Source organism: Streptomyces sp., assembly GCF_019510245.1.
Lineage (GTDB): Bacteria > Actinomycetota > Actinomycetes > Streptomycetales > Streptomycetaceae > Streptomyces.
Window position 1 is genome coordinate 20,281 of the sequence record NZ_JAEKKT010000142.1, and the last position, 17,332, is coordinate 37,612.

The 17,332-nt window shown below is 73.5% G+C and carries 8 protein-coding genes and 2 pseudogenes; 7 read left to right on the forward strand and 3 right to left on the reverse strand.

All coding sequences use genetic code 11. The features are described from left to right. Positions 1–85: 85 nt before the first annotated feature. Entirely contained in the window at positions 86–886 is an 801-nt protein-coding gene (locus JF597_RS23615) for a hypothetical protein (RefSeq protein WP_293998078.1), read from the forward strand. Positions 887–966: 80 nt separating this feature from the next. Here JF597_RS23615 and JF597_RS23620 read toward each other — a convergent pair whose 3' ends face one another. Both JF597_RS23620 and JF597_RS23625 read right to left on the reverse strand, forming a co-directional pair. Beyond that, a complete protein-coding gene (locus tag JF597_RS23620) occupies positions 967–2,592 on the reverse strand; it encodes a S53 family peptidase (protein ID WP_293998081.1) in 1,626 nt (541 codons plus the stop codon). Between the two features lie 127 nt (positions 2,593–2,719). Beyond that, entirely contained in the window at positions 2,720–5,770 is a 3,051-nt protein-coding gene (locus tag JF597_RS23625) for a helix-turn-helix transcriptional regulator (protein WP_293998084.1), read from the reverse strand. Between the two features lie 195 nt (positions 5,771–5,965). On the opposite strand from JF597_RS23625, the gene JF597_RS23630 reads away from it, so the two are divergent. The 3 genes and pseudogenes from JF597_RS23630 to JF597_RS55655 all read left to right on the forward strand — a co-directional run. Next, complete coding sequence (locus tag JF597_RS23630) at positions 5,966–7,285, forward strand: alpha/beta hydrolase-fold protein (RefSeq protein ID WP_293998087.1); 1,320 nt, start codon at positions 5,966–5,968, stop codon at positions 7,283–7,285. Positions 7,286–7,369: 84 nt separating this feature from the next. Continuing rightward, positions 7,370–7,987 (forward strand): DJ-1/PfpI family protein, encoded by a 618-nt coding sequence (locus JF597_RS23635; RefSeq protein WP_293998090.1) that lies wholly within the window; start codon positions 7,370–7,372, stop codon positions 7,985–7,987. Positions 7,988–8,038: 51 nt separating this feature from the next. Then, positions 8,039–8,113: pseudogene (locus JF597_RS55655) on the forward strand (hypothetical protein); the annotation flags it as partial. 21 nt (positions 8,114–8,134) lie between these two features. Here the strand turns inward: JF597_RS55655 and JF597_RS23640 are convergent. Further along, positions 8,135–9,805 carry a phospholipid carrier-dependent glycosyltransferase gene (locus tag JF597_RS23640; RefSeq protein ID WP_293998314.1) on the reverse strand — a complete coding sequence of 557 codons (1,671 nt, stop codon included), beginning with the start codon at positions 9,803–9,805 and terminating at the stop codon, positions 8,135–8,137. A 354-nt stretch (positions 9,806–10,159) separates the two neighbouring features. On the opposite strand from JF597_RS23640, the pseudogene JF597_RS23645 reads away from it, so the two are divergent. The 3 genes and pseudogenes from JF597_RS23645 to fxsT all read left to right on the forward strand — a co-directional run. After that, a pseudogene (locus JF597_RS23645) lies at positions 10,160–11,611 on the forward strand (hypothetical protein); the annotation flags it as partial. After that, entirely contained in the window at positions 11,608–12,726 is a 1,119-nt protein-coding gene (locus JF597_RS23650; protein WP_293998096.1) for a MoxR family ATPase, read from the forward strand. The pseudogene JF597_RS23645 and the gene JF597_RS23650, both read left to right, overlap by 4 nt. After that, entirely contained in the window at positions 12,726–17,330 is a 4,605-nt protein-coding gene (gene fxsT, locus JF597_RS23655) for an FxSxx-COOH system tetratricopeptide repeat protein (protein WP_293998099.1), read from the forward strand. Before JF597_RS23650 ends, fxsT begins: the two co-directional genes overlap by 1 nt. The last annotated feature ends 2 nt before the right edge of the window (positions 17,331–17,332 follow it).

The following is a 17,332-nucleotide window of genomic DNA, read 5'->3' on the forward strand; positions in this document are numbered from 1 at the left end:
GTCCTTCGCATGTCTAGCGAACGTGACACAGCATCAGGACTCGCCGTACGGAGGCGGCGAGCCGCCGATCCCGAAGGGGGATCCCATGCGCATCCGCCCGGCCGTCGCCGCCGTATCCCTTGCCACCGGCCTTTCCGCCCTCACCGCGTCGGTGCTCCCGGCAGCCGCCCGGGCGGCGGACCGGGCCGCGCCCAGTGACACGGTGTTCTCGCACGTCGTGGTCAACGGCGGCAAGGACATCGTCCTCGGCCTGACCACCAGGAAGACCGTCGCCATCACCTGGACGGCGACGGACCCGGACGGCGTCGCCGCGTCCTGGGCCTACCTGTGGCACGGCCCGAACACCGACGACGAGGACGGCCACCTGCCGCTGTACCCGCCGACGGGCACCTGCACGGTGTCGGCCACCGACCCCACCACCTCGGCCTGCACGGTGAGCATCGCCGTGGACGCCGCGCGGGACCTCGACCACAACGGCCTCGCCGGCACCTGGAAGGTGCTCGCCGGGGCCCAGGACCGCACCGACGACTGGACGGAGATCGACGCCGCGGGCACGGCCCGGATCAAGCGGCTGGCCAAGGTCACGGTGAACGCCTCGCCCGAGCCGGTGAAGAAGGGCAGGACCGTCACCGTCACCGGCAGGCTGAGCCGGGCGAACTGGGAGAGCGGCAGCTACACCGGCTACCAGGGGCAGGCGGTCAAGCTGCAGTTCCGGAAGAAGGGCAGCAGCACCTACACCACCCTGAAGACCGTCACCAGCGGCAGCGCCGGAGCGCTGAGGACCACCACCAAGGCCAAGGCCGACGGCTACTTCCGGTTCGTCTTCGCCGGCACCGCCACCACCGGCCCGGCCACGGCGGCCGGCGACTTCGTCGACGTCAGATAAGGCCCCGTCAGGGGCGCGGGGAACTGCGCGACCCGCCACAGCGCACCCGCACCCGATGACGGTGGCCCGGGCCCCGCCTGTCAGCCGAGGAGCTTGGACGCCAGCGTCGAGGCGTTGTACGAGCCCCAGCCGGTGGTGAAGTCCCAGCCGGTGGCCGCGGAGTAGGCGCCGTTGCTGCCGCTGGTGATGTCGTGGAAGCCGGTGCCGCTCGCCGCGTAGAGGGCAGGGTTCGCGAAGCCGAGGTTGGCCTTTCCGGCCGCCGCCGCCTGCTGGTTGTAGAGGGCCGCGAACGCCGCCCACTCGGGGGCCGCGGCGCTGGTGCCGCCGACCGAGGACCAGGAGCCCTGCGAGTAGATGGAGACGCCGGGGCTCGGGTTGGCGTGCGCCGAGACGTCCGGGACCTGGCGGTAGCCGCCGCCCGCGCTCTTCTGGACGGCCGTCTGCCAGCTCGGGATCTTGAAGACGGAGGACTTGCCGCCACCGCCGCCGGACCAGGCCACCTCCTTGCTGAACGCGTTGGACGAGGTGACGGTCAGCTTGGTGCCGCCGACGCCCGTGACGTACGGGTCGCTGGCCGGGTAGTCCACGGAGGTGCCGCCGTCGCCCGCGTCGTCGGAGCCGTCGTCACCGGAGGCCGCGTAGAAGCCGAGGCCCTCGGCGGCGCCCGCCTTGAAGACCGCGTCCACCGCGTTGATGTTGGAGGTGGTGCGGGCGGACTCGGCCGCGCCCCAGCTGATCGAGGTGGTCGGGATGCCGCTGTCGACGATGGCCTGGTACGTGTCCACCTCGCCGGCGTCCGAGTTGGGGCCCTCGAAGACCGTCACGTTCGCCTTCGGGGCGATCGCGTGCAGGACCTCGATGTCCAGCTCGACCTCGACCTGGCCGTCGCCGAGCGCACCGGAACCGCCGTCGACCTGGGACACGGTCGGGGTGGGCGAGCCCAGGCCGTAGTTGGTGTCGTACTTGGTGATGTTGGACTGCTGGAACCCGTCGAACTCCAGGAGCGCGATCTTCTGGCCGCTGCCGGTGTACGTGCCGGAGACGTTGTAGCCGCCCTTGAGCTGGGCCGGCGTGTAGCCGCCGCCGGGGCCGTTGTGTGGGGAGACGGTGTGCGGGGTCGCCTGGTGGTGCAGCTGGACGCGGTTGTTGAGGCCGGCCACGTCGCTGACGATGGCGGCGAGGGAGGACGGGAGCGTCGGCGCGCTGTCGTTGGCGTAGAAGGAGCGGCCCGTCGTGGCGTCCTTCCAGGTCGACAGGCGGGTGCCGAACGCCTTCCGCAACTGGGCGGCGGTGCCGCTGGCGTCGACCAGCAGGTTGCCGGAGTGCACCTTGCCGACGGTGACGCCCTGCGCACGCAGGTAGTCCTTCAGCTGCTCGACCTCGGCGTCCGTCCGGCCGAACCGGGCCGCGAACTGGCGCTTGCTCAGGTAGTGCCCGTAGGCGGCCGAGTGCGGGTCGCTGACCTTCGCGATGAAGGTGTCGAGGGCGCTGCCGCCTCGGGGCGTCAGGCTGATCGCCACCGATATGCGCTTGCCCGCGGCGACCTCGCCGGTGCGGGACGCGTCGTGCTTCAGGCCGGGCAGGACGTCACCGGCGACGGCGGCACGGGCGGTGTGCGGGGCGTCGGCCGCGTAGGCGGCGGGGACGACCGCCGTGATCAGTGCCGGCGCGGCGACCAGACCGAGCAGTTTCAGGCGTGACTTCACCGAAGTTCCTCCGGACGGTGGGGGGTGGGGAGTGTTCCGGAAGCGGAACGGGATCACCGTAGGAACTGCGGCCCCACCCCCGTAAGCGGGGGAACCCTTGCGTTGCGTGTTAACTGCCTGTGTCACGTCAACGGCGTGTGTCCAGCGGACGGGGGAGGCGGGCCCGCGCGGCCTGGCTGACCGTCACCGTCTGTGCGGTGGGCGCGGGTTGGTCGTCGTCGCCGGTGTCCACCGCCGCGCCGGAGGCGATGACGGCGACCGCCATCGCGTGCGCCAGCGCGGTGCGGGAGCGGACGCCGACCTTGCGATAGACCCGGGACAGCGTGCCCTCGACCGTCTTGACGCTGATGAACAGTTCGGCGGCGACCTCCCTGTTGGTCGCCCCGCCGCCGACCAGTTCGGCGATCCGCGCCTCCGTGGGTGTGAGGTCGGGCCCGGCCGCGCCCGCCTCGCCGCCGCGCTCCCCGGCCGCCAGGCGGGCCAGTTCGTCCCTCGCCCGGGCCGCGAGCGGGGCCGCGCCGATCCGGGTCGCCGTCTCCAGGGCCTCGGCGAGCGCTTCGCGGGCCGCGTTGCGGCGGCGGGCGCGGCGCTCGACCGCGCCGAGTGCGATCAGGGTGCGCACCAGCTCGACGGGGAGCGGGAGCCGGCGCAGCCGGTCGACGGCGGTGCGCAGCCGTACCGCACCCTCCCGGGCCCGGCCGATCCCCGCCTCGCGCAGCCCCTCCGCCCGGTCGAGTGCCGCCAGGACACTGCCGGGTGCCCCGTCCGGCACCCGCGCGCGGGCGTCGTGGAGCACCGCCTCGGCCGCCTCCGGCTCGCCGAGCACGACCAGGGCCTCGGCCAGGTCGCCGTACCAGTGCAGCAGCGGCGGGTCGGCCGCGCACATGGCCTCGCCGAGTTCCCTGACGCGTTGCAGCGCTTCGGCGGCGGCCGCCGCCCCGCGGGGATCGCCGCCGAGGAGTTCGGCCTGGCCGAGGACGGCGAGGGCGCGCAGCAGGAACAGCCGGTCGCCGTCGGCCTCCGAGGCGCGGACCGCCTGTGCGGCCAGCTGCCGGGCCTCCTCGGCGGTGCCGCCGGCGGTCGCGGCGAGGGCCGCCGCGTAGAGCGCCGGCGCCGCCTCGGGCAGGGTGCGCGCGCAGCGGGCCGCGCTGCGCAGCGCCTCCCGGCAGTGCCCGGCGCGCACCTGGATCCGGGTCAGCGCCACCAGGGTCGCGACGGTCTCCTCGGCTCCCGCGGGCTCACCGGTCGCGGCGAGCAGCGGCACGACCTGCTCGCGGGCCTCGGTCACCCGGTCGGAGTCCAGGGCGAGGATCGCCCGCATCCGGATCAGCCGGCGACTCTCCGGTCCGCCGAAGCGGTCTGCTGCAAGTGCCGCGACATCTGTGGGTGCCGCGATCTGCCGTGCGTCGACCGCGGCGCCGTCGTGGCCGATCGCGCAGTTCCCCGCGCCCCTTTGGGGGGCTGCCGCGACATGCTGTGTGTCGGGTGCGGTGGCGTCGTGGTTGTTCGCGCAGTTCCCCGCGCCCCTGCAGGGCGCTGCTGGGTTGCGGTGGAGCAGGGTCAGGGCCTTTGTGAGGGCGGCGTCGGCGGCGGAGGGGTCTCCGGCCAGGGACTGGATTCGGGCCAGGGTGGCGAGGGCGTCGATCCTGGTGCCGGTGTCGCCGGTCGCGGCCGCCTGCCGGGCGTGTTCGGCCGCCTCGGCCAACTCACCGCACAGCAGGCCCCGGACGGCGGCCCAGTGGTGCAGCCGGGCCTCGGAGCGCGGATCACCGGCCGCGTCCCGCAGGCCGTCCGCGATCAGGTCCTCGGCGCCCTCCAGCGCCTGCCCGGCGCCGCGCAGCAGGACCAGCCGGGCCTGCACCCGCTGTGCCGCCGAGCAGGACCGGGCGAGTACGGCTCCGGCGGCCTCACCGGCCTCCTCCGTGCGACCGGCGTCGCAGGCGTACTCGGCCGCGGCCAGCAGCCGTTCGGCACGTTCCGCCGGGCGGTCGGCGGGGGTGCGGCGGGCGGCGAGGGCGGCCAGCTCGAAGGCGGTGCCGGGGGCGCCGTCGTGGCGGGCGCTGCCTGCCGCCGCCATCAGGGTGCGGGCCGTGTCCTCGTCCTCGTACGGGTGGGCGAGCGCGAGATGGCGGGCCCGCTCCACCGGCTCGGGCACCGCGCGGACCAGCAGCGCGTGCGCCTGCCGCCGCCCGTGCTCCGAGGCGTCGGCGTGCACCGCCGCGCGCAGCACGGGGTGGTGGAAACGTACGGCCCCGTCGGCATCGGCCGCCGCGATGCCGAGCCGTTCCGCCTCCGCGAGGTCCGCGGCCGGGTCCGGGAGCCCGGCGGCACGCAGCAGGCTGAGGCTGGGGCGGGCCGCGGCGCTCGCGACGAGGAGGGTGCGCCGCACCGGCTCCGGCAGCGAACGGGCCCGCTCCAGCAGGCGGGTGCGCAGCGCCGGGGGCACCGGCGGCAGCGCGCCGAACCCCGCGGACGGCGGGGCCGTCCGGGCGGCGCGGCCCAACTCCTCGGCGTAGTAGGGGTTTCCGGCGGCGGTCCGCAGGATCGCCCGGAGCATCGCCGGGGGCAGGTCGGCGCCGACGCGGGTGCGGACCAGGTGGGCGGTCTCGCCGTCCGTCAGGGGCGGTACCGGGAGTTCGACGGTGCCCGGCGGGCAGCAGCGCAGCCGCTCGGGCCGGCCGCCGTCCGGCACCCGCTCGGCGGCGAGCATCCGGATGCCGGGGTCGTCGAGCCGCCGTACCGCGAAGGCGAGGAGCTCGGCGGTCGGCCCGTCGAGCCACTGCAGGCCGTCGACGACGAGCAGCACGGGAGCCGCGGCGGCCAGGGCGCGCAGCGTGCCGAGGACGGCGACGCGCACGGCGAGCAGGCCGCGGTCGTCCGCCGGTCCGCCGCCGCGCAGCAGGGCCGCCCGCAGCGCTGCCCGGGGCTCCGGCGGCAGGTTCTCCAGGAGGCTCTCCGGGATCCGCGCGAACAGGTCGACGAGCCCGGCGAAGGGCAGCCGGGCGTCCGCCTCGGCGGGCGAGCAGTGCAGGACGGTCCCGGCGGCCGGCTCGGCCGCGAGAGCCGCCACGAGCGCGGACTTGCCGATGCCGGCGGGGCCGTGGAGGAGCAGTCCGGGGCGGGCCGCCACCTGGACCCGGGCGGCGTCGAGCAGCGCTCGGCGCCCGGTCAGTTGCATGTGTTCATGACAACCCTCGTGATCGGGTGTGTCAATGACGTCCGTCACTCCACGGCGGCGGTCCTGCTGCCCGACATGGCGTAACAGGTCATGTCTTCTTCCTGAATCCCTCGTTACGGAACGCGGAAGGCTCTTCCGCCCTCCTCCTGTGCGGAAGCAACGGAGTACGGGCAGGGAAAACAGGGACTGAGTGACATGGGTTTGACCAGTCGAACGACCGTATACGCGCTGGCGGCGCTGGCCGCCCTGTGTGTGGCGCTGCTGGTCTGGCTGTGGCCGCGGCTCGCCAGGCCGGGGCTGTGGCAGGTGCTCGGGCGGCTCGGGGCCGTCGCGGTGACACAGGTGACGATCGTCGCGGCGTTCGCCTGCGCGGTGAACTCGTCGTACCAGTTCTTCGGCTCCTGGAACGAGCTGTTCGGGAACGTCGACACCGCTCCGGTCGGCGTGACCCAGGCGGCCGGCGGGAACGGCGGCGGCTCGGTGAACGGCATAAGCAGCGTCCGCGGGGCGTCGCTCGTGCAGCCCGCCGGGGACCAGCAGCTGAGCAGGGTCAGCGGTCTGCCCGACGGGCCCGCCGCGACCGTCGGCCGGGTGGAGTCCGTGAAGATCATCGGCCGGCGCACCGGCGTGGTCGACCCGGCCTTCGTCTATCTGCCGCCGCAGTACTTCCAGAAGGCGTACCACCGCATGCGGTTCCCGGTGATCGTCGCGCTCAGCGGCTACCCGGGCAGCATCTACAACCTCGCCCAGCACCTGCGGGTCTCGCAGACCGCGGGCGAACTCCAGCGCAAGGGCCAGATGCAGCCGACGATCATCGTGATGATCCGGCCCACCATCGCCCCGCCGCGCGACACCGAGTGCGTGGACGTCCCCGGCGGGCCGCAGACCGAGACGTTCCTGGCCAAGGACCTCCCGGACGCCGTCAAGTCCGTCTACCGGGCCGGCCACGACGCGAGCTCCTGGGGCGTCATGGGGTACTCCTCCGGCGCCAGCTGCGCCCTCCAGCTCACCATGCGCGACCCCGGCGTCTACACCACGGCCGCCGCCCTGTCGCCCGACTACCGGGTCAAGGACGACCCCACCACCGGCAACCTCTTCGGCAGCGGTCCCGGCCGCCAGGCCCGGATCGACGGCCACGACCTGATGTGGCGCCTCAAGCACCTGCCCGTGCCCCAGGTGTCGGTCCTGGTCGCCAACAGCAAGCACGGCGAGAAGGGCTACGCGCAGACCGAGGCCTTCATCAAGGCCGTCAAGGCGCCCATGCGGGTCGTCTCCATCCTCCCCGAGAACGGCAGCCACAACTTCCCGACCTGGGTGCGGGAGATGCCCGCCGCCCTGAAGTGGATGAACGGGCAGCTGACCTTCCCCCAGGACGTCGTGCCCCTCCACCACGCCAAGAAGCCGGTGACCGAGGCCGCGGGCAAACCCACCCCCGGCCCCACTCCCGCCCACGGCCACCGCTCGCTGCGCGCGGAGGGCCCGGAGCCCACGCCCACCGCAACCGCACACCGCTGACCGGCCGGTCACCGCACCGCGGTGACCGAGGAGCAGCCCTTAGACTGGGCAGCCGGTGCCCGACCAGTGGAGTGGGAGTGGGGAATGGCGACGCAGGTAGCCGTGGTCACCTTCGACGGGTTCAACGAGCTGGACTCCTTCGTCGCCGCCGCGCTGGTCAACCGGTGCCGCAGGAACGGACTGGAGGCGTTCATCACGACGCCCGCCCCCGTCGTCACGTCCATGAACGGCGTCGAGGTGACCGGGCAGCGGCCGCTGGAGTTCGTGGCCGAGGCCGACGTCGTGCTGGTCGGCAGCGGGGTGCGGACCCGGGACGTCGTCGCCGACGACCGGCTGGTCTCCCGGCTGCCGCTCGACCCCGGGCGCCAGCTGATCGGCGCGCAGTGCTCCGGCGCCCTCGTGCTGGCCCGGCTCGGACTGCTCGACGGCCGGCCCGCGTGCACGGACCAGGCCAGCCGGCCCTTCGTCGAGGCCCGCGGCGTCACCGTGCTGGACGCGCCGTTCCACAGCGAGGGGAACATCGCCACGGCCGGTGGCTGCATGGCCTCGCAGTACCTCGGCGCCTGGGTGATCTCCCGGACCCTCGGCGACGAGGCCGTGCGCGAGGTCATCGGCTACACGGCACCCGTCGGCGAGCAGCAGGAGACCGTCGACCGCGTCCTGCGCGCCGTCCGCACGGGCGAGGCCGCCGCACTGCGCTGAGCGTCGCAGCCCGGGCTGGGCGCCGGAGTCCAGGTGGGCGCCGGAGTCCAGGTGGGCGCCGGAGTTCAGGTGGGCCCCGGAGTTCAGGTGGGCCCCGGAGTTCAGGTGGGCCCCGGAGTCCAGGTGGGTCCCGGAGCCGGGCCGGCCTCAGATCCAGGTGTCGAGCCACATCCTGGACTGCCAGCCGCTGTAGGGAATCGTCTGCCCGGTGTAGATCGGGTAGAAGTAGACGAAGTTCCAGGCGATCAGCAACACCAGTCCGGCCGCCACCGAACCCCGCAGCCGCCGCCGCTCCGTGGCACCCCGCGGCCCCAGCAGGGCCCCGATCATCATCGCCACGGCCAGGCACAGGTACGGCACGAAGACCACGGCGTAGAAGGAGAAGACCGTACGGTCCTGGTAGAGGAACCAGGGGAGGTAACCGGCCGCCACCGCGCAGAGGATCGCACCGGCCCGCCAGTCGCGGCGCAGGGCCCACCGGTAGAGCAGGTAGGCGAGGGCGAGGCAGGCCGACCACCACAGCGCGGGGGTGCCCAGGGCGAGGACCGTGCGGGTGCAGGCGGCCGCGGTGGAGCAGCCGTCCCGGCCGGGCTGCGGGGAGTCGTAGGCGAACAGCACGGGACGGCCGAGGACCAGCCAGCTCCACGGGTTCGACTGGTACTTGTGCGGCGTGTGCAGGCCCACGTTGAACTGGTACACCAGGTACTCGTAGTGCCAGAAGCTGCGCAGCGGGGCCGGTATCCACGACCAGGTGCCGCCGCGGCCGTCCGCCCAGTGCCGGCCCCAGCCGTCGTCGGACAGGAACCAGCCGGTCCAGGAGAGCAGGTACGTCAGGAGCGCGGTCGGGACGAGGGAGAGGACCGACCGGCCGAGGTCCCGGCGCAGCACCGACCGGTATGGGTGGCGGGCCCCGGCGACGCGGCGGGCGCCGACGTCCCACAGCAGCGTCAGGACCACGAAGAAGACCAGGACGTACAGGCCGTTCCACTTCGTCGAGGCCGCGAGGCCGAGCAGCACGCCGGCCGCGAGGCGCCAGGGCCGCCGGCCCGTCCCGGCCCGGTCTCCGGTGTCCGCGTCCGGGCGCACCCTGCCCTCCGCGTCGGCCGGCAGGGCCGCCGCCAGCCGGGCCCGGTACCGGTACCGGTCCCGGTCGATCAGCAGGCAGCCGAACGCCGCCAGCACGAAGAACATGACGACGAGGTCGAGCAGCGCGGTGCGGCTCATCACCAGGTGCAGGCCGTCGATCGCCATCAGCGCCCCGGCCAGGCAGCCGAGGAACGTCGAGCGGAACAGGCGGCGGCCGATGCGGCACAGCATGAACACCGAGAGGGTGCCCAGGGCCGCCGTCATGAAGCGCCAGCCGACGGGGTCGAGGCCGAACATCCACTCGCCGACGGCGATCACCCACTTGCCGGTCGGCGGGTGCGCGACGAAGGAGCCGGTGTCGGAGAGCGAGATCACCTGGGGGTGCGCCAGGATCTGCGGGTCGGCGATCTTGCGGTCCGGCCAGGTGCCCTCGTATCCGAGGTGGAGCAGTGCCCAGGCGTCCTTGGCGTAGTACGTCTCGTCGAAGACGAGGTCCCGCGGCCGGCCCAGGTGCCAGAAGCGCAGTACGCCGGCCAGGGCGGCGACGAGCAGCGGGCCCAGCCACTGCGTCGCCTTCGCGAGCCGCCGCGCCCGGGCCGGGCCGAGCCCCAGGAGCTGCCAGGGCCGGGCGCCGGGCTCGGGGAAGGGCGGGACCAGGCGTTCGCGGACATCGGCGGGCGGGACCGTGCGGGTGCCGGTGCGCGGGGCCCCGGCGTAACCGAAGCGGCGCAGCCGGTCCAGCCACACCGGGGGCTCCGGCGCCGGACGTATGCCGTCGAGGTCGTGGGAACGCGTCGCGCTGCTGTTCGTCACCGGACGACCTTAGGCCGTGCCGGCATCCGGCCGCGAAGCGGCCGCCCCTTCCCCCCCTCCTGCGTGACCGTGCGGCGAATGCCTGTGATTGCCCTTCCGGGGTGGCCACGTGTAAGGCCTGGGCCATACCCTGGAGCCGGGGCTGCGGCACCTGGACTGCCCTGTAACCGGAGGGAGTTGAGGGGCGCTGGAGCCGTGACGGGGGGACTTTTGTTCAGTGGGAGAAACGGCGGTCGTCCGGCGGGGTTCGAGCATGAGCTGGTAGACCAGATGTGCGCGGTGTCGGGACTCGATGCACCGGGAGGGCGCGATCTCTTGATCGACATGCTGTCGGGCCGGTTACCCGAGTTGGCCAACGTCCGGCGACACGACCGGAAGCGGCACGACATCCTGGAGATAGCCCGAGCCTGCTGGCAGCAGCCCGCGGGACTCTCGGTGTTGGTGGACACCCTCCAGGTGTACGACCCGGGATCGATTCCCGTGCTGAGGATCGTCGAGCTCCTCTCCGGCTCGCCGGTTCTGGCGGCCCTGCCCGACGCCGAACTGCGCAGGGCCCGCGCGCTGTTGGGCCGGTTACCGTATCCCGACGCACAGGGCCTGCTGTACGCGGCGGCCGGTGACCTTCCGCTCCCGGCCCACCCGGTCGGCAGCCTCCAGGAGGCCTTCGACTTCCTCGCCGGGGCCAACGCCCGCCCCGACGGCCTGCTTCCGGTGCTGGTCCTGGTGGAGCACGCGATCGCGGCGGGCGCGGTGGCCGACGCCGACCGGCGGGTCGTCGACGGCCTGCGCGGCTGGAACGACGATCAGAGCACCCGACTCGACCTGGTGAAACCTCTCGAAGCGCTCCGCTCGCAGATAGCGCGCGGAGCGGCGGAACCGGCTCCCGCCTGCCTCGTTGTCCAGTTGAGCAAACACGGGATGAGTTCGGACGAGTACCTGCTGTCCCACTGGCGTCAGCGGCGGCCCGGCTCGTGGCGGCCGGAGCGAGGAGAGGACCGGATCGTGGCCGTGGGCGACGTCGAGGCCGCGGTCGAGCAGTTGGTGGAGAGGGTCGAGGAGGACTGGGGCGAGCAACCCGGCCGGCCGGTCCTTGAGTTCGTACTGCCGCTCCAGCTGCTGAACCATCCCATGGAATGGCTGCCGACCGCCTCGCACTCGTCCTCCGCCACCGCCCTGTGCCTGGACTACCCGGTGGCGCTGCGGAGCCTGGAGCGGATGCGGGCCCGCCGGTACCACCGGCGCTGGCGCAACCGCTGGCAGCAGCTGGCGGCCGGTCCCCGCATCGTCTGCCACTGGGACACGACGGGGGAGCGCGGCCACGACCCCGAGCAGTGGAACAGCGCCCTCGCCGCCGACGAGAGGCTGGTGTCGGTCGCGCTCACCGGGCCTGTGCTGCCCGGTCCCGGCGGCCGCCAGACCACGCTCGAAGCCGCGCTGCGGGCCGGGGTGCCGCTGGCGGTCTGGGACCGCCGGCCCACGCCCCCGGGCGACTTCCGGAAACGGGTCGACAGGCTGCTGAAGGGGACGGCCGCCGAACTGCCGCAGCGTGTGCAGAAGTTGCGCACCGAGGCGGCCACCGCCGCCGCTCCGCAACGCGATGCGCACGCAGGACGTCACCTCGCGGTACTCCTCGACAACCCGAACCGGATGGTGGACTGGTCCGAATACCCGGCGTCGGATCCCGGGAGCGTGCGCGGCGGACACAACGACGAGGGGACCTCATGAGCCGCGTCCAGCACCCCGTGGAGAACAGCCGCAACGGCGGGCCGGTCAGCCGCAGTTGGTGGATCTACCGGGGCACGGGGCAGCCGCTGCCCGACATCCGCCTGGCCGACGTGCTGCCCCCGCCGCCCGGCTGGCGGACCTTCGACGGCGGCCCGGTGCTGCCGCCCGTACCGGCCGAGAGCGCCGAGACCGACCGCCGTCTCGGCAGCGTGGGCCGCACCACCTCCCGGCAGAACCCGCACGACATCGACATGATCAACACGGCTCTGCTGCTGCGCAGGCCGCTGCTGGTGACCGGCCGGCCCGGCATCGGGAAGTCCACGCTGGCCTACCTGGTCGCCCGCGAACTGGGCCTGGGCCGGGTGCTGCACTGGGGGATCACCTCGCGCAGCACCCTGCGTTCCGGACTCTACGAGTACGACGCCATCGGCCGGGCCCAGGCGTCCCTGGGGCGGGGGCCGGCCGCCCCGTCCGGCGACGGCACCCCGGAGGCGGCACCCGGAACCCCGTCGGCGGCCCCGGAGGGCGGCACCGGGGCCCGGATCGGGGACTTCGTGCGGCTGGGCCCGCTGGGCACCGCCCTGCTCCCGTACGAGCTGCCCCGCGTCCTGCTCATCGACGAGCTGGACAAGAGCGACATCGACCTGCCCAGCGACCTCCTCCATGTCCTGGAGAACGGTTCGTACGACATCCCGGAACTGGTCCGCGCCCGCCATCACGAGGGCCGGGCGCAGGTGTTCACCGACGACCCGGACACCACGGTCACGGTGACGGACGGCCGGGTCCGGTGCCGAGCCTTCCCGTTCATCGTCATCACCAGCAACGGCGAACGGCAGTTCCCGCCGGCGTTCCTGCGCCGCTGCGTCCGGCTGGACGTCTCGCCGCCCCGCGAGGACCAGCTGGCCACCATGATCGCCGCGCACTTCCGGGACCCGGAGGGCCGGTACGACGACATGATCCGGGAGTTCGTGGAGCGCAGCAGGCAGAACGGCGGACTCGCGACCGACCAGCTGCTCAACGCCGTGTTCCTGCGGACGGCCGGGGTCCGGGAGGACGACGAGTCCTGGGGCGAGCTGCTGGAGGCCCTCTGGCGTGAGCTGTCGGGGGCGCCCTGATGGGTGAGGACCCGCGTGCCCGTCCGGAGGCCTTCGAGGTGGCGGAGGGCCTCTGGCTGCACGCGTACCAGACGCTGGCGGCCCGGCTGCCGGCGTCGGACCGCCCACCGCGGCCCCGGCCGACCGAACTGCCGGGGCTGGCCGGGCTGTCCGAGCCACTCGGCGGCCCGCCGGTGTCCGGTGGGACGGGCGGGACGGGCGGTCGTACGACGGGCGTTACGGGCGGCGGTGCGGCAGCCGGGACCGGTGGCGGTGCGGCAGCCGGAGCCGCCGGTGGTTCGGCGCACGGGACCGGAGGCGGCAGGTCCGCGGAGAACGGCGACGGCAGGTCGCCGGAGAACGGGGACGGCACGACGGACGGGACCGCCGACGGCGCGGTGCGGGAGCCGTTGGGTGACCTGGCCGAGGTGCTGTTCCTGCCGTTTCCGCCCGCCGGAGCGGAGGGAACCGGGCCCGGTTCCGTGCCGGAGCGGGCGACCCGCCGGGTCCGTGCCGGGGCGGCCGAGCCGGCCGAGGCGGCGCCGGACCTGCGGGACGCGGCGGGGATCACCCGTGCGCTGCGCGCGCTGAAGCAGCTGGTGCCCTCGGCCTCCGAGGTCGAACTGGACGAGGAGACCACCGCCGAACGCGCCGCCGAGGACGGCCTGTGGGTGCCCTACACCCGGTCGGCGGACGAGCGCCGCTTCGATCTGGTGCTGGTGGTGGACGACCACCCGACCATGGTGATCTGGGAGCAGACGGTCGCCGAGTTCACCGCCGTGGCGGAACGGCTCGGCGCCTTCCGAGACGTGCGGGTGCGCAGGCTCGGTCTGCGCGAGACCCCGCGGGGGCCGGAGGCGGTGCTGCGCGGGCCGTATCCGGACCACGACGTCCTCGGTGTCCCCGGCGAACTGGTGGACCGCACCGGCCGCCGGATCATCCTCGTCCTCACCGACGGCCTGGGACCCCTGTGGCGGACCGCGGCAGGCCGGCAGGCGATGGAGCCCTGGTCGGCGGCCGGGCCGGTGGCGGTCGTGCACCTGCTGTCCCAGCGGGACTGGCACCGCACCGCGCTCACGCCGCGGCCCGCACGGCTGCGCAGCCCCCGCCCGGCGGCCCGCACCACCGAACTGGCCGTGGACTTCCCGGCCGAGTGGCACGACCCCTTCGACCCGCCGCCCGGCACCTGGACGGCGGCGGTCCCGGTCCTGGAGCTGGACGCCCGGTGGCTGGGCCGCTGGGCCGGTCTGGTGGCCGGTGCGGAGCCCGGCTGGGTCGAGGCCCCGGTGCTGCTGCTCGGCGCGCCCGACGCCGACACCTCCGACGAGGACCTCGCCGAGCCGCCGGTCGTCATCCCGGCGCCCTCGGTGCAGGAGCGCATCCGGCGCTTCCGCAGCCATGCCACCCCCACCGCCTTCCGGCTGGCCACGCATCTGGCCGCCGCGATCCTGGAGCCCCGCCTGGTGCGGGACGTCCAGCGCAGACTGGTGCCCGAGGCACAGCCGGCCCATCTGGCCGAGCTCTTCCTGAGCGGCCTGCTGGAGCAGCCGGCGCCCGCCGGGGCGCAGAGCGCCGTCGCGCCCGCGCCGCTCGAGTTCGTCGACGGGGCGCGCGAGGCGCTGCTGGCGGGCGCGATGCGTGCGGACACCGCCCGGGTGGTGAGCTCGGTGTCCGAGTTCTACGGCGACCGGTTCGAGGCGGCCCGCGGGCTGCACGGCGCGCTGCTCGCCCCGGACGAGGAGCCGGTTCCACAAGTGACGGCGGAGAGTCTGCCGTTCGTGCGTGTCGAGCTGGCCGTGCTGCGCGCCCTGTCGGGGCCCTACCTGCTGCGCGCCCGCCGGGTCGGCGCGGCGTTGGAAGGGGCCCCTGCGGGTGCGTCGATCACTGAGAATTCGCGGCAAATGAGCCACGATATCCGTAATAAAGATGTTGTAAATTCAGACTTGGGCGGCCTGGACATGACCGACACCACTGCCAGTGAGCACCAGCACGCAGCGGGAGAATCCGCGAGCGGGACTCCAGTGCGGGAGATTCCCGTTCCGAGCACCGACGGGCAGCCGGACGCCGACCTCTCGTCACCCGGCAGGACGGTCCCCGGGCCTGCCGCACCGCAGTCACGGTCGGCCCCGCAGCGCGCCTCCGTACCGGCGGTGTGGGGGAACGTGCCGCCGAACAACCCCAACTTCACCGGGCGCGAGGAACTCCTGGCGCAGGTGCACGAGCAGTTGCTGACGGGCGACACCTCGGCGGTGCTCCCGCACACCCTGCACGGCATGGGCGGTGTCGGGAAGTCCCAGATCGCCATCGAGTACGTCTACCGGCACTCCTCCGAATACGACGTCATCTGGTGGATCCCGTCCGAACAGCCGACGATGATCCTGACCGCGCTCACCGAACTCGCCCACCGGCTCGGCCTGAACGTGGGCACGGAAGCCAACCGGGCGGTCCCGGCGGTCCGGGAGGCCCTGCGCCGGGGCGAGCCGTTCGACCGCTGGCTCCTGGTGTTCGACAACGCCGAGAACGTCGAGGCCGTACGCCCCTACTTCCCGACCGGCGGCACCGGGAAGATCCTCATCACGTCCCGGAACCAGGAGTGGGACCGGGTGGCCAGGACCCTCTCCGTGGACGTCTTCACCCGGGAGGAGAGCAAGGCGCTGCTCCGCCGCCGGGCCCGTGACCTGAGTGACTCCGACGCCGACCGGCTCGCCGAGGAGCTGGGCGACCTGCCGCTCGCCATCGAGCAGGCCGCGGCCTGGCAGGCCGTCACCGGTATGGCCGTCTCCGAGTATCTAGGGCTGATCAGGGAGAAGATCGCCGAGCTGATGCTCGAACTGGTTCCCTCGCCGGACTACCCCATGTCGGTGGCGGCCGCCTGGGACGTCTCGCTGCGCCAGCTCGAACAGCGCAACCCCGCCGCGCTCCAGCTCCTCCAGGTCTGCTCGTTCTTCGCCCCCGAGCCGATCTCGCGCTCCCTCTTCAACAACTCGCGGAGCACCATCGCCCCCGAGCTCGACGAAGCCCTGCGCCACCCGATCAGGCTCGGCCGGGCCATCCGCGAGATCAACGTCTACGCCCTGGCCCGCATCGAGCACCGGCACGACACCATCCAGCTGCACCGTCTGGTCCAGGCGGTCCTGGTCAACCGCATGTCCCCGCAGCAGCAGGCGGACATGCGGCACGGCGCGCACCTGCTGCTCGCCGACGCCAACCCCAACGGCCCCGGCTCCCGGGAACTGTGGCCGCGCTACCAGCAGCTGCTGCCGCACATCATCGTGTCGCGGGCCGTGGAGTGCGACTCGCCGTGGGTGCGTGGCCTGATCCGGGACGTGGTGGAGTTCCTCTCCATCTGGGGAGACTTCGACGGCGCGGTCTCGATGGCGCGTGAGGCGCTGCAGGTGTGGACCGCGAAGTTCGGCGCCGAGGACCAGCAGACGCTGGAGATGGCGAAGTGGCTGGCCTTCCTGCTGCGCAGGGTCGGGGAGTACGCGGAAGCCGCCGACATGATGCAGCGCACCGCGGACACGTACGTCCGGGTCGCGGGCGAGGACGACGAGGGCACCCTGGACGCCCTCATCCAGCTGACCAGCGGACTGCGGCTGAGGGCAGAGATGGCCGAGGCGCTGGACATCAACCGGTCGGTCTACGAACGTTCCCTGCGGGCCTTCGGCGAGGACGACCCGGCCACCCTCCGCGCGGCGCACAGCCTGGGTATCGGCCTGCGGCTGATGGGTCTGTACCAGGAGGCCCGCGAACTCGACGCGGAGACGGCCCGGCTGCGTGGCCTCACCCTCGGCGAGAACCACCTCGACACCCTGAACACCCTCAGCGGCCTGTCCCTCGACATGCGCGAGGTCGGCGACTACCTGGGCGCGCTGGTCCACCAGGAGGACATCTACGCCCGCTACATCGCCAACTACGGCGAGGACAACCCGGCCAGCATCACCTGTGCCCGGGTGCTCGCGGTGTGCCGCCGGCGCGCCGGCGACCACGACGGGGCGCTGGAGCTCGCCGAGCTGGGGCTGTCGAGGGTCCAGAGCCGTTACGGAGCCGACCACCCGGACGCCATCGCCTTCGCGGCCAACCTGGTCGTCGACCTCAGGCAGAACGGTCAGCTGGAGCGGTCCCGGGACGTGGGCGAGGCGACCGTCGAGCGCTACGCCGCCCAGCTGGGCCCCACCCACCCCTACACCTTGTCGGCCCGTACGAACGTCGCCATCACCCTGCGCCACCTCGGTGAGCTGGATGCCGCCGGGGAACACCTCGACGTGGCGCTGCGGGGCATGCGCGAGTCACTGGGTGAGGAGAACATCCTCACCTTGACCACGGCTCTCGGCATGGCCAACCAGCACAGCGCACTGGGGCGGCACGCGGAGGCCCTGGAACTGGACCGGCAGACCCTGGAGATCCTCAGGCGCGACCTCGGCGCGGACCACCCGACCACCCTGGCCTGCGCCAACAACGTCGCTCTGGACCTGCGCGCGCTGGACCGCGTGGACGAGGCCACGGTGCTGCACACCGACACCCTGACCCGGTTCCGCCGGACGCTGGGCGAGAGCCACCCGGCGACCGTCGCCGCCGCCAGCAGCCGACGGGCCGAGGCGGACATCGCCCCGGTGCCGTTCTAGCC